The sequence below is a fragment of the Moorena sp. SIO4E2 genome, from assembly GCF_010671945.1.
GTDB lineage: Bacteria > Cyanobacteriota > Cyanobacteriia > Cyanobacteriales > Coleofasciculaceae > Moorena > Moorena producens.
Genome location: NZ_JAAHIE010000067.1, coordinates 4768 through 18686, shown reverse-complemented (window position 1 = coordinate 18686; position 13919 = coordinate 4768). Strand labels below are relative to the sequence as shown.

The following is a 13919-nucleotide window of genomic DNA, read 5'->3' as shown; positions in this document are numbered from 1 at the left end:
TCAACAAGCGAATCAGTTCATACTGAATCCGATTGGTATCTTGATACTCATCCACTAAAATGTGATAAAATTGCTGATGCCAGTAGCTTAAGACCGACTCATTCTGTTGGAATAGCCTCATTGGCACTAAGATGAGGTCATCAAAGTCCAAAGCATTGTTAGCAGCTAACTGCTCTTGGTAGTGGCTATAGACATCCGCAATCACTCGTCCCCGGAAATTGGACTGTTCTCGCTCAAACTCCTGGGGAGAAAAACCGCGATTTTTGGCATTGCTGATGGCATAGCGCACAGAACGGGGGTTAAATTTGTGGTCATCAAGATTTAAGGTTTGAGTGACAATGCTTTTAACCAGGGTCTGGGCATCGGATTCGTCAAAGATGGAAAAGTTCCGATTCCACTTCCGTCCCTGCTCATCTTGATATTTATTGATATCCAAACGGAGAATCCGAGCAAACAGACTGTGGAAGGTGCCAATCCACAACGGTTTGGTGATAGTTTTGTAAACACGCGATCGCAACTGGGTTTGTTGGTCTTCTGGCAGAAGCTCCAACCGTTGACCATACTTCTGTTGCGCCAGCTGCTGAGCAAATATTTGCTCAATCCGCCCTTTCATTTCCCGTGCGGCTTTGTTAGTGAACGTCACCGCCAAGATATTTTCTGGTGAGACCTTGTGTTTGAGAATCAGATTAGCAATGCGATAGGTCAAGGCTCGGGTTTTGCCAGACCCGGCACCAGCAACAACTAACAACGGACCACAGAAATGTTCAACGGCTTGAAGTTGGGAAGGGTTGAGGTGGCTCAGGAAATCAGGGGTTGTACTCATAGGGGCGGATAAAATGCGATCGCAGATCTATCTAGATCTATATATCTTATAGCTGAGCTGATTCTAATGTTTTGTTTTGCCACTGTGATTCTAAAAATCCCATGATCTAGTAGCACTAAATTGTCCATGAACACTTTCCCGATTCTCTACTCCCGATTCCCGATTCTTGACCAAACAAAAATAATGGGTTTCAAGCCCCGCCCTTCTAGGGCGGCTTTGAGCATGTCATCCCACTTATTGAGCTAACGCTTGCACCTTTATTCAAAAATGTGTTATCCTGAGCTTAAGGAGGAAAGCCAATTGTTTAATTTAACCTACGAGTTTAAACTGAAGCCAACTGCCAAGCAAGTCTCTTTATTTGAAGACTGGTTGGAGCAATGCCGCAAGGTTTATAACTACGCTTTAGTCGAACGCAAGGACTGGTATAAGTCTCGTAGCTGTCAAATTAACGCCTGCTCTCTCCCTAGGGAATACATTATCCCAGCCGATGCTAAACGTCCTACTTATGCCAGTCAGTGTCGTGGTTTAACTGCTGCCAGAAAAGCTATTGAAGAATTAAGAGCTGTTCAAGTTCATGTCTTGCAACAAACACTCAAAAGGTTAGAAAAAGCCTTTGTAAGTATGTGGGAACAAGGACATGGCTTTCCTCGCTTTAAGAAGCAGGGACAAATGCGGTCTTTTGTCTTTCCACAACTAGGAGTCAAGCCCCTTGAAGCTAACAGAGTAAAACTACCCAAGATTGGTTGGGTGAAGATGAGGCAATCACGGGAGATACCCGCTGATGCTGTAGTCAAGCAAGCTAGAGTAGTCAAGAGATCCTCCGGTTGGTATGTGATGCTCACTCTAGCATGGGATGTAGATGTTCCCCAAGTCATGCCTCACGGAGAAGCCTTGGGGATTGATGTCGGAATTTCACATTTTGTTGCTGTTAGCAATGGTGCTTTGTTTCCTAATCCACGCCCTTTCAAACGCCTTGAACGCAAGCTTAAATTGCTGCAAAAGAGGGTAAGTAGGAAGCGCATTGGAAGTAGAAACCGTGTGCGAGCACAAAAGAAAGTCAGTAAGTTACACGAACGAATTGCTAACGTCAGAAAAGATTACCACTGGGAATTAGCTCATAATCTCTGTGATTGGGCTGGAATGATCTTTGTTGAAGATCTAAATCTTAAAGGGTTGGCCAGAGGGATGTTGGGTAAGCACTGCTTGGATGCAGGATGGGGACAGTTTTTCCAGATATTAGAGCAATGTTGTTTTAAGCGTGGCGTCTATTTTCAAAAAGTAGACTCCAAAAAGACTAGTCAGATCTGTCCCAACTGCTTAACTGAAACTGGGAAAAAGACGTTAGCTGAGCGTGTTCATCATTGCGAAGATTGCGGCTACACAACCAGTAGAGATGTTGCAGCCGCTCAAGTAGTCGCTATGCGCGGACTTGCAGCCGTGGGACACACGGTCAAGATGCTTTCTGAGGGTAAATTCGTTGGAATCCCTTTGAAGAAAGAATCCCCGTCCTTCAAGGGCGGGGAGTGTCAATAGATGGTTTACACACGCCCCCTCGCTCGCTTAATTGAAGAGCTACAACGCCTGCCTGGAGTTGGTCCAAAGACTGCCCAACGACTAGCCCTTCATATCCTCAAGCGTCCAACACCGGAAGTCAAAGCCCTAGCGCAAGCGTTGGTGGAAGCCAAACAACAAGTTGGTTTCTGTAGAGTATGCTTTCACTTGTCTGCTGAACCCGTCTGCCAAATTTGCCGCAATTCCAACCGGGACGAGAAGACTATCTGTGTAGTTGCCGACTCAAGGGATGTGATTGCCATCGAAAAAACCCGCGAGTACCGAGGTAAATACCACGTTCTGGGAGGAGTGATCTCCCCCATGGATGGCATTGGTCCAGAACAACTCCATATCCAGCAACTTGTACAACGAGTCAGCCAGAAAACGATTCAAGAAGTCATTTTAGCCATCAATCCCAGTGTAGAAGGGGAGACAACCACACTATATATAGGTCAACTGATCAGGCCGTTTACCAAAGTGACCCGGATTGCCTTTGGTTTACCCATGGGGGGAGACCTAGAATATGCAGATGAAGTAACCTTAGCTAGAGCCTTAGAAGGACGCCGTGAGTTGGAGTAATTGGACTAAGAATTAGTGAAGGATGAATGATGAAGTAAGAACATACTTCATCCTTTATACTTGCATAAACTACTTCAACTTTTGCTTAATAAAGGTCACCAGCTGACCTAATTGTTTCTTCAAGGCATCAATTTCTTTCTGCATTTTGGCAACCTTTGCCTTCAACTGTGCAATTTCTTGAGCTGATGCGACTGAGGACTGATCGGTAGCTGCACTAATTGTTGGTGGTGCAGGAGTTGCTGGTCGCTTCTTAGCCTTTTGCATAGATTCTTTGATAGCGTCCGTCAGCTGCTTTTTATTAAAAGGCTTTTCAATAAAGGCAAAATACTTAAAAGGTTCTTTAATTTTAGCAGTTACCTCTTCTTTTCGACCTGACATTAATACCAGAGGAATTCTTTGTAATTTAGGCTCACTTTGAAGTTTATCAAAAATCTCAAATCCACTCATTTTTGGCAGGATAAAATCTAACATTATAAAGTTAGGTTCTTCCTGGTAAATTAAATTAATTCCCTCCACCCCATCTTTAGCTTCGAGGACTTCAAACCCCGGAGGTAACATCTCTTTGACACGCTTGCGGATTACCGTACTATCATCGATTACCAGGATTTTATGACTTGCCACGACTGACTCCTTTCCAAGGTAGTTTGAGGTAATTTTAAAAAAACAAATGTTGAATGAAGCGACTGTCGCCGACTCCAGAGGCTAATGTGGACACCCTAACTTAGGATCAGGGGAGTGCCCGTTTGCCTAGCGATGATCGACAAGTCACGACCTACCCAACTAAGATAACTCAGCCCTATCAATCTATAGGCATACCCCTATAAAAAGGTGTGGGAGATGTGACAATCTATCCCTACTTAGTGCCATTTTACGGTAAGATTATACACCCGTTCGGGGTGAATGGGTGTTGAGGCTCCCCCGGTCACCCCTAATATCAATTCTGGTTGAATACCCATCAATTTTGGGGGGCGCGGGGAGGGTGGGGAGGGTGGAAAGTGTGGGGAGATGGGAACCCACCCCTAACCCCTCCCAGGAGGGGAATATGGGGAGATGGGGGAAATTTTTATTAAGGGTAATTATCCTGACATGATATAAGCGATCGCATTCCGATGCAAACTACTTGATCTGGTTCAGTTACGATTAACCAGTTAGGATTACGGCCTAATTTTACCCTACACCCAGTCACTCCACACTCTAACCAGGGACTGATTCCTCGGTGTAATCAAAACAACTTAACTGCCAATCTTTTCTTTCGACAACCAACGAGGCAAAGTAACCCGGCGCAGGGGTTAAACCAGCTATAGACCAAGGGTAAACTGCCTGAGGGTCTTTGTTGATGCTCAGCAAGGCAGTCGGTTCAGCTGGATTTACAGAAACTTCCACTTGTTCCAAGCCAGCTAGTCCTTCACCAATTGCTTTGAGATAGGCTTCCTTACTCGTCCATCCCTGAAAAAATGCCTTGTGCTTTTGCTCCTCAGACACAGAACAAATCACGGCATACTCTTGGGGGGAAAAGAAACGTTGAGCGAGTTGCTCAGCATCTGGCATTGGTCGCAGATATTCTAGGTCAACGCCAATGCGCTGATCCCGGGTAATAGCATACAGAATTAGTCCATGAGAGTGAGAAACATTAAAACGGAGTCTTCTGCCCCCAGAGGTTTCCTGGAGTGCTGGCTTGCCCCGCTTTCCATAACAAAACTCCACTTGGCGTGGGTTCATGGCCAAATAGCGACCCAAGATTTGGCGCAAAAGACCCCGACCTGCTATAAAATGCTTCCGATCCCGCTCAAAGTAAAATCGCTGAGCTCTTTGCTGCTCGTCCTCAGAAAGAGTAGTTGCCAATTTTTCAATCAATAATTCACTCAGCTCCAACTGCGCACGCCAGAGATGGACATCATGGTTCAATAGTTGCAAATCTGTTGGGGGAAGTAGCCACACTGGGGTCATGGTTCAAGAAAAACGTATAAAGATTTGTAGTTTCACAGTTACACCCAATAGTCAGATTTCAGAAATTTAATGATTTTTCTAGCGGTTTCTAGCCTAATGAGGTACACAGGATTTTTTCCCTGTTCCCTCTTATGTGTTCCGTGTTAGCTCTTCCAGATTAACTCTTATGTGTTCCCTGTTCCGGGGATCCGCTGTTCCATAAAACCCAAGACTCTGTACCTCACCAAATTGATAACCGCTAGACAGATACTCAACAATTTGGCTTAGTATTAAAGTTAATGTAAAGATGTTAAGCTTCCATGAGCTTTCCCAAGAAATTTAAATTCTTGTTCCTTAATTACTCCAAAGAACCTCAAACCCGTAAAATAGATCAGCTTTGTATAGGGAATAGATAGAGCTTATGAGTTTGCTCCCATCTCCATCTAATCAAGAATCAACCTTCCCCGCTACTTCTGACCTGTTTCTGCGCCATCGACTTAAAGTTGTAGAGGATATGTGGGAATCTGTTCTCCTATCTGAATGTGGTCAGGAACTCGTCGATTTACTCAAGCAACTGCGGGAATTGTGTTCTCCAGAAGGACAAGCAACTGAAGATCCTCAATCCTCAGTAGCTGATTTAATCAAGCAGCTTGACCTTAATGAGGCTATCCGAGCATCACGGGCGTTTGCCCTTTACTTTCAGCTGATTAATATTGTTGAACAACATTATGAACAGCGAAATCAACAACTCTCAAGACGCCGCTCCTACCGAAGAAGCACTGAACCAGAGTTAACCCCCTTATCCCAAGGTATTTTAAAAAATGGTAATTCGTCTTTGTCAACTGTTGTAACCGTTGACAAAGAGGTGGAAATAGGCAATCAGGTTACTCAACCAGGGGCTGCGGTTACCAATGTTATTGAAAAGAGCCACCAGGAAAACCAAGGATCGGAAAGAAAATTAGGGCTACTAGATTGGCTATTTCCCCACTTGCACAAGCAAAATGTGCCACCTGGTCAAATTCAGCGGCTGATTGAGAATCTTGATATTCGCTTGGTTTTCACCGCTCACCCCACAGAAATCGTCCGTCGTACGATTCGGGGTAAACAGCGACGGATGGCTAAGATTCTGGAACAATTAGACCAAGCGGAGCAAACCTATGGTACCTTAGGAATCACTTCGTCCTGGGAGGTGACTGAATGTAGCCAAAAGCTCATGGAAGAAATTCGCCTCTGGTGGCGCACCGATGAGCTACATCAGTTTAAGCCGGGAGTACTTGATGAGGTAGATTACACTCTTCACTACTTCCACGAAGTACTGTTTGATACAATACCCCAATTGTATAGTCGTTTCAAGCAAGCGTTGAAGGGTTCATTCCCCTGGCTGAACCCACCCGCTAAGAACTTCTGTCATTTTGGCTCTTGGGTAGGGTCAGACCGGGATGGTAATCCGTTTGTCACTCCCCAAATTACCTGGCAAACTGCCTGCTATCAGAGGAATTTGGTGCTGGGTAAATATATAGATGAGGTTAGGCGTCTGACCGAATTATTGAGCCTGTCGTTGCACTGGTGTGATGTGCTACCGGAACTGTTAGACTCTCTAGAACAAGACCGCTCTCAATTGCCAGAGGTTTACGAACAGCTCGCCATTCGCTATCGGCAAGAACCCTATCGACTCAAACTGACTTACGTTAAGCAAAAACTCGAAAACACCCGTGAGCGAAACCAACAGCTGGCCAATGGTATGCCTGTACCAGATGAGATGGCTAATGGTAAAAGCTGGAGTTTTTACCGCTCTGGAGAAGAATTCTTGGCAGAACTAAAGCTGATTGAGAGTAATCTGGTGGAAACCGGGTTGAACTGTCGTGAGTTAGATAATTTAATCTGTCAGGTGGAAATTTATGGCTTTTACCTGGCTCACCTAGATATTCGCCAGGAAAGTTCTCGCCACTCAGAAGCCCTGAGTGAAATTGCTGAGTACCTGCAAGTTTTGCCTAAGCCCTACAACTTGCTATCGGAATCCGAAGCATGCTTGTGGTTAACCGCTGAGTTGCGAACCCGACGTCCATTAATCCCAGCAGAACTGCCATTTTCGGAAAAAACCTGCGAGACTATCGAAACCTTCCGGATGGTGCGGCAGCTGCAACAAGAGTTTGGTCCCCAAATCTGCCAAACCTACATTATCAGCATGAGTCACACGGCCAGCGATTTGTTGGAAGTCCTCTTGTTGGCGAAGGAAGCTGGTCTGTATGACCCAGCCACTGGTAAAAGTACCATTCGCGTGGTGCCACTGTTTGAAACAGTGGAAGACCTTAAGCGTGCTCCAGCAGTGATGAAATCCCTGTTTGAGCTACCCTTGTATCGTGCTAGTTTGGCTGGTGGATATCAAAAGTTGCCGGTTAGCCCATTAAACCTTGGCCAAAAGGCCACGCTACGCGAACAACCAAATAACCTTGGCCAAAAGGCCACGCTACGCGAACAACCAAATAACCTTGGCCAAAAGGCCACGCTACGCGAACAACCAAATAACCTACCCTACTCGAACGCCAAAGCTGAACAACCAAATAATCTTCAAGCTTTAACCTCTCCTAACTTACAAGAGGTAATGCTCGGCTACTCCGACAGTAATAAAGATTCTGGCTTCCTAAGTAGTAACTGGGAAATCCACAAAGCTCAGAAAGCCTTAGAGCATGTGGCTCAAGAGTATGGTATTGTTTTACGGATTTTCCATGGTCGTGGTGGTTCAGTGGGTCGTGGTGGTGGTCCATCTTATGAAGCTATCCTGGCGCAACCGGGTCGCAGTATCAATGGCCGAATCAAAATTACCGAACAGGGGGAAGTCCTTGCTTCTAGGTACTCTCTGCCAGGATTAGCGCTCTATCATCTGGAGACAATAGCCACAGCAGTTATTCAAGCTAGCTTACTCAATAATGGCTTTGATGATATCCAGCCCTGGAATGAAATTATGGAGGAGTTAGCTCAGATCTCCCGTAGCCATTACCGAGCTCTGATTCACGACCAACCGGATCTGGTAGATTTCTTCCATCAAGTGACACCAATTCAAGAAATTAGCCAGTTGCAAATTAGTTCTCGCCCTGCACGGCGTAAATCAGGGAAGAAGGATTTAAGCAGTCTGCGGGCAATTCCTTGGGTCTTTAGTTGGACTCAAAGCCGCTTCCTGCTACCGAGCTGGTACGGTGTTGGCACTGCCCTACAAAGCTTTGTTGATCAAGCTCCAGAGGAAAATATCAACCTATTGCGCTGTTTCTATTCAAAATGGCCCTTCTTCAAAATGGTCATTTCCAAAGTAGAGATGACCTTAGCCAAGGTGGATCTACAAATTGCTCACCACTATGTCAAGGAACTTTCAAACCCTGAAGACCTGGAACGCTTCGAGCATTTGTTTGAGCAAATTGCTAAGGAATTTAACCTGACCCGCAACTTAGTCCTGACGATTACAGGACACCAAACACTCCTAGATGGCGACCCCAATTTACAACGGTCTGTACATTTGCGTAATGGTACCATCGTTCCCTTAGGATTTTTACAGGTATCTTTGCTCAAACGCCTACGTCAACATAGCAACCAGGTAACATTGGGTGTGGTTCAATCCCGGTATAGTAAGGGAGAGTTACTACGAGGAGCCTTATTGACGATCAACGGTATTGCTGCTGGCATGCGTAATACTGGCTGACATGTAAAAAATAAAGGTAAGCTATCAGCTATCAGCGTGTCGCGTATCAGCTGATGGGCATAGGGCACGCTACTTGATGTGCTGATCGGCATAGGTCACACTACACCGAACAGCTTTTGAATAAAACAGGTCAGCATTCATTTAATCTGAGTTACGTAAAGCTGACGGCTGACGGCTGAATGCTTACCAATTAAGGATGAAAAACTAACTTTTTTTGTCCGGAATCATTGTAATGGCCAATTTAGCACTAATGATTAAATAGGTGTTCAACTCTTTGTATATCCTTCTGGCGGTGTCTGGCTTGCATCCTTTGTTTCCATTCTCGAATCGCGATCGCCGTTTTTTCTGTAGGAGGTGTATACTTCTGACTTTTCCCGGTGTTTTGCTTTGCCTGTCGTTGGTGTTGATTAGCTTGAGGTTGAATAACTAGAAACTCGTCAAGATTCTCTTGAAGTAATTTATGATCCAAGGCCCTTAGGATCGCTCTTGCGTTTGAATAACGCTCTTTGAGGGAAATAGCCAGCATTCTGTTGAGAATATTAGCAAAGGAATCACTCAAGTCCAATGCTTTGCCCCACTTCAGTTCACTAGTTTGGCGATCGCTCTGAAATTTTAGGGGGGCTTTTCCAGTAAGTAGGTAAAGACAGGTAACCCCTAGGGAATAAATATCACTGCTATACACAGGTCGTAGGCTAAACTGTTCCGGTGGTGCAAATCCTACCGTACCGATGAAATGGGTAGTTGGGTTTCTTACACTGTTATCTGATGCTTGGGCAATTAACTCCTTAACTGCCCCAAAATCAATTAGTACCAACCGACCATCATCATTAGAAAGAATAATATTCTGAGGTTTGATATCACGATGTATTACCCCATGGTCATGGATATACTGCAATAACGGTAGTATGTCTCGCAGAAAACCTTTAACGGCTCCTGGGGATAAGCAACCAGAACGCCTCACCAACCTAGCTAGGGTAATGCCTCGAATGTACTCTTGAACCAAGTAGAATTCTCCATGGTCTACGAAATAATCGAGCAACATGGGGATCTGGGGGTGAGTCCCCAGTTTGTTCAAAATTTTTGCCTCTCTCTCAAACCGCTGACGAGCATTATGTAATGCTTTTGGATCACTGAATTTGGGGCAAAGTTGCTTGATTACACAAAACGGCTGACCCGGTAAGGATGTATCTTTGGCTAGAAAGGTTACACCAAAACCACCTCGACCAATCATCCGTAACACTTCATAGCGTGCGCGAAACAGCTGCTTTTTGCCACAAAGCTGACCTAACTCGGTATTCTTTAAGACGTCACTGTGAAAAGGAGATAGCTTGACTTGGGGGAAATTCATTTATTTGTATATAGAAGGAGTAGCCATCAGCACCGATCTGCTTTTAGTTTAGGCAAAAATATAGGGGTTTGGATGAATTCTTCAGAGAGAAAAAAAATTTCCTACAGTTAATTAAAAATTAGGTAAAGTTGGTTGATAATACAGGGGTAAACAGAAAATATGACTATGCATCACAAACTAAACGAAGCCTTAAACCAAGGTCGTTGCCTGAAAGTAATTAGTGGCTTAAATAATTTTGATACCCAGAAAGTTGCTGCTGTAGTTAAAGCAGCTTCACGGGGTGGAGCGACTTTTGTCGATATTGCCGCCTGCCCCGATCTAGTCAGGTTGGCACGAGGGTTAACGGATTTACCAATTTGTGTTTCTGCTGTAGAACCAAAGCAGTTTGTTATTGCTATCCAAGCTGGTGCTGATCTGATTGAAATTGGTAACTTTGATAGCTTTTATGCTCAGGGGAAGTGGTTTGATGCTTCCGACGTATTGGCACTGACCATTGAAACCCGTAAATTATTACCCAATATAACCTTATCAGTAACTGTCCCCCACATTCTAAAGTTAGATCAGCAAGTAGAACTAGCGGCAGAATTAGTCAAAGCAGGTGCCGATATTATTCAAACTGAAGGGGGTACCAGCAGTAAACCTCGCTCCGCTGGCACCTTGGGTTTAATTGAAAAAGCGGCACCAACCTTGGCAGCTGCCTATGAAATTTCTCGTGCTGTCTCAGTACCAGTGTTGTGTGCTTCCGGGTTATCCAGTGTGACCCTTCCCATGGCCATTGCTGCTGGTGCTGCTGGTGTTGGCGTTGGTTCGGCTATCAATCAGTTAGATAGCGAAGTCGCAATGGTAGCAGCGGTTCGCAGCTTGGTAGAAGCCCTCCAAGGGGTCAAGGGTAAAGAGGTGAAGGTTTGATGGTTGTTCGCGTAGCGTGGCCTATTGGCCAAGGTTATCTGGTTGAAGGTTATCTGGTTGAAGGTTATCTGGTTGAAGGTTATCTGGTTGAAGGTTGGATGCTTGAACGGTTGAACGCGACGCGCGTGCCTATTGGCCAAGGTTGTTCGCCTTTGGCGTTCGGTGTAGGGTAGGTTTGAAGGTTGGATGCTTGAAGGGTTGTTCACGTAGCGTGGCCTTTTGGCCAAGGTTGCATGCTTGAAAACTAGTCTTCTAACCTTCAACCGGTTAACCTTCAACCGGTTAACCTTCAACCGGTTAACCTTGGCCAATAGGCCACGCTACGCGAACAACCGGTTAACCTTCAACCGGTTAACTTTTAACCTGTTAACTTTTAACCTTCACCCTAAACAGTCCTTCAATCCATAAACCACCTGTTGCTGTTCCTCAACGGTAAGTTCTGGGAACATTGGCAGGGACAATACTTCATGGCAGACTTGCTCAGCAACTGGAAACTGACCGATTTGATAGCCTAAGTCTTTGTAGACTGGCTGCAAGTGTAACGGCAGGGGGTAATAGACCATAGAACTAATACCTGCCTGCTTTAATTTTTGGCGCACCTCGTCCCGATAGTTGCTATTGCTACTATCTTGAGTTAGGCGAATGGTGTACTGGTTCCAGACGGAGTTTCCCCCAGGGGTTTCCCGAGGCAGGATTATCTCAGGTAATGGCTCCAATAACTGGTGATACCGGGTTGCTACCTGACGACGGGCATTGTTCCAGCCATCGAGATAGGGTAGCTTTACGTTAAGAATAGCCGCTTGTAGGGCATCTAAACGGCTGTTGATGCCATTGACTTGATGGTAATAGCCCGAGCATCTGCCATGGTCTCGCAGCATCCGTATTGAGGCCGCAATAGTTTTGTCATTGGTAGTTACCGCACCACCATCGCCACAGGTTCCCAGATTCTTGGTGGGATAGAAGCTAAAGCAACCAATATGTCCAATACTGCCAACCTTTTTTCCCACCCATTCAGCACCAGTCCCTTGGGCGCAGTCTTCAATGACTGCAAGACAATGAGTCTTGGCGATATCCATCACAGCAGTCATATGAACTGGGTGTCCGAATAGGTGAACTGGTATGATTGCTCTAGTATTATGGGTAATTGCTTTCTCAATCTGATTGAGATCGATATTAAAGGTTTCGGCATTGATATCGACAAAGACTGGGGTAGCACCAACTTCAGCAATTACTTCAGCGGTGGCGATGAAGGTGAAGGGTGTGGTAATTACCTCATCACCAGGTCCGATATCTAAAGCTCGCAGGGCGAGATAGAGAGCGTCTGTACCAGAGTTACATCCAATGCATTCCAGGGTACCGGTGTAAGCGGCAAACTGTTGCTCAAAGTGCTCTACCACTGGACCACCAATATAACGTCCAGAAGAAAGAACCTCACCGACAGCAGCACTGACTTGTTCTCCAATCACCTGGTACTGCCGTGTTAAGTCAAGAGGGGGTATAGTATTCACTTGTTCCTCACACCTTAAGTTGTTTTTAATTAAAACAGAATTTTTTGCAAAAAGGGTTCAAATTTTACCTGCACGATCTGACACAATGGATGAAAACAAATTAGCTGTGGTGGTTGGTGGATTCTTTAATTGAACTCGATCTTAGCGATTTAGCGTGGGGATTGGCCATGATGGCGATCGCAATTGGTTTATCCAGCTGGCAAAGGCTGGGTTTGGAAGTTCAACTAGCGATCGCAACTGGCCGAACTATCGTACAACTCATTGTTGTGGGATATGTGCTGGCTATCATTTTTGCCTTAGATCACCCGATCCCTGTTTTAGCTATCTTAATGGTAATGCTGACTATTGGTACGATTACTGCTCGAAATCGGATTAGTAACCACAAGATACCGAGGCTGTTACCGATAGTATTCAGTTCCCTGTTTTTCAGTACAGCATTGACTTTAGTCTATACAAATCTATTGATGATTCAACCAGAACCTTGGTATGCACCCCAGTACCTGATTCCCTTAGGAGGTATTGTGCTGGGCAATGCCATGAATGGGGCTGCGATCGCAGGGGAACGCTTAGTTAGCACCATTAGCAATAGCACTCTAGAAATCGAAACCCATTTAAGCTTAGGGGCAACGGGACAACAAGCAGTAGCCGGTTACCGTAAGGATGCGATTCGGGCTGGGTTGATTCCTACTCTTAACTCGATGATGGTAGTGGGACTGGTGACTTTACCGGGAATCATCACAGGTCAATTGTTAAGTGGTATTGAGCCCTTGAATGCTGCTTCCTATCAGATCTTAATTATGTTTATGCTCGCATTTACTAATTTGATCGCAACCTTATTGATCACTTATGGGTTGACACGGCAATTTTTTAATCAGTATGAGCAGTTAACGATATAGCAGTTATCAATATTGATAACTGCTATATACTCCTTACTCTTGAGGCAATTGAGCAAATTCTTCGGAATAGACTTCAATCACCATATCTGGATCATCACGCTGAGAAAGCGATCGCATAACCTGACCCAACAATACCGGCTTGGATACACCAGCTTCCGGATGGATAATCGTCCGGGCTCGAATTGTTAACTGGTTATTTGCGCCACCCAGGCGTCCATAGGAATAAAAATTACTAGCAGCTTGGCGCAGTGTCGCTTCTACTTCTGACTCTGTAGCACTAGGGGGCAAAGCAATCACCGTTTGGTTGCCACCATTATCGTAGACTACAGTATATCGGATTGCCCCTGGAATGGTAGTACGGGTAAACGGTACTAAGGATAACGAGAAAAAGCTAGCCGTTAGCACCAGCATAAACCCAGTGACTCCCACCAGGCGAAACCGGAGACCCCATTTGAAGATAAAACCGAGTATAGCAATCAAGCCACAGGCTAAAGTCAGAATACCTGCCCATTGAGTGTAGATCAGAAAATCAGCTGTTGTTGGCATAGTTTAGAGATTTAGTAATATAGCATTTTTATTTGACTTGTGAATATACTCCCTTAAGGAAAGGCAAGAGGCAAGAGTTAATCAAGTATAGAAGGATTTTTGGCCGCGCTGCATCTTAACGTAGGGTGGGCAAATTTTTATG

The 13919-nt window shown here is 45.1% G+C and carries 13 protein-coding genes; 7 read left to right on the top strand and 6 right to left on the bottom strand.

Translation table 11 applies throughout. The features are described from left to right. The coding region (locus F6K37_RS10415; RefSeq protein ID WP_287249973.1) for a UvrD-helicase domain-containing protein at positions 1–823 on the bottom strand (823 nt) is incomplete at its 3' end. 120 nt (positions 824–943) lie between these two features. Between F6K37_RS10415 and F6K37_RS10410 the strand changes: the two genes are divergently transcribed. From F6K37_RS10410 to recR, 3 genes are read left to right on the top strand one after another with little or no spacing between them, the layout of a single operon-like run. Next, on the top strand, positions 944–1069 hold the full coding sequence (locus F6K37_RS10410) for a hypothetical protein (protein WP_267872086.1): 126 nt from the start codon (positions 944–946) through the stop codon (positions 1067–1069). 54 nt (positions 1070–1123) lie between these two features. Next, entirely contained in the window at positions 1124–2356 is a 1233-nt protein-coding gene (locus F6K37_RS10405; protein ID WP_044494642.1) for an RNA-guided endonuclease InsQ/TnpB family protein, read from the top strand. After that, positions 2357–2953, top strand: a complete 597-nt coding sequence (gene recR / locus F6K37_RS10400; protein WP_008188011.1) for a recombination mediator RecR — start codon at positions 2357–2359, stop codon at positions 2951–2953. Between the two features lie 69 nt (positions 2954–3022). Here the strand turns inward: recR and F6K37_RS10395 are convergent, their stop codons facing one another. Continuing rightward, complete coding sequence (locus F6K37_RS10395) at positions 3023–3574, bottom strand: response regulator (RefSeq protein WP_008188012.1); 552 nt, start codon at positions 3572–3574, stop codon at positions 3023–3025. Between the two features lie 573 nt (positions 3575–4147). Beyond that, on the bottom strand, positions 4148–4900 hold the full coding sequence (locus F6K37_RS10390) for a 4'-phosphopantetheinyl transferase family protein (RefSeq protein ID WP_008188013.1): 753 nt from the start codon (positions 4898–4900) through the stop codon (positions 4148–4150). Between the two features lie 400 nt (positions 4901–5300). Here F6K37_RS10390 and F6K37_RS10385 point away from each other — a divergent pair, with 400 nt between their 5' ends. Next, positions 5301–8570, top strand: a complete 3270-nt coding sequence (locus tag F6K37_RS10385; protein WP_287249969.1) for a phosphoenolpyruvate carboxylase — start codon at positions 5301–5303, stop codon at positions 8568–8570. A gap of 247 nt (positions 8571–8817) precedes the next feature. Here the strand turns inward: F6K37_RS10385 and F6K37_RS10380 are convergent, their stop codons facing one another. Continuing rightward, complete coding sequence (locus tag F6K37_RS10380) at positions 8818–9918, bottom strand: serine/threonine-protein kinase (protein ID WP_008188015.1); 1101 nt, start codon at positions 9916–9918, stop codon at positions 8818–8820. Positions 9919–10077: 159 nt separating this feature from the next. Between F6K37_RS10380 and F6K37_RS10375 the strand changes: the two genes are divergently transcribed. Beyond that, complete coding sequence (locus F6K37_RS10375) at positions 10078–10827, top strand: DUF561 domain-containing protein (RefSeq protein ID WP_008188016.1); 750 nt, start codon at positions 10078–10080, stop codon at positions 10825–10827. Beyond that, entirely contained in the window at positions 10827–11000 is a 174-nt protein-coding gene (locus F6K37_RS10370; protein WP_287249966.1) for a hypothetical protein, read from the top strand. Before F6K37_RS10375 ends, F6K37_RS10370 begins: the two co-directional genes overlap by 1 nt. 207 nt (positions 11001–11207) lie before the next feature. Here F6K37_RS10370 and F6K37_RS10365 read toward each other — a convergent pair whose 3' ends face one another. Further along, a complete protein-coding gene (locus tag F6K37_RS10365) occupies positions 11208–12335 on the bottom strand; it encodes a DegT/DnrJ/EryC1/StrS family aminotransferase (protein ID WP_287249964.1) in 1128 nt (375 codons plus the stop codon). A 116-nt stretch (positions 12336–12451) separates the two neighbouring features. Between F6K37_RS10365 and F6K37_RS10360 the strand changes: the two genes are divergently transcribed. Continuing rightward, the gene (locus F6K37_RS10360; protein WP_008188020.1) at positions 12452–13231 is read left to right on the top strand and encodes an ABC transporter permease; all 780 of its coding nucleotides are present in this window, start codon (positions 12452–12454) and stop codon (positions 13229–13231) included. A gap of 33 nt (positions 13232–13264) precedes the next feature. On the opposite strand, the gene F6K37_RS10355 is transcribed toward F6K37_RS10360, so the two are convergent. Then, a complete protein-coding gene (locus tag F6K37_RS10355) occupies positions 13265–13777 on the bottom strand; it encodes a Ycf51 family protein (protein ID WP_008188021.1) in 513 nt (170 codons plus the stop codon). Positions 13778–13919: the final 142 nt, after the last annotated feature.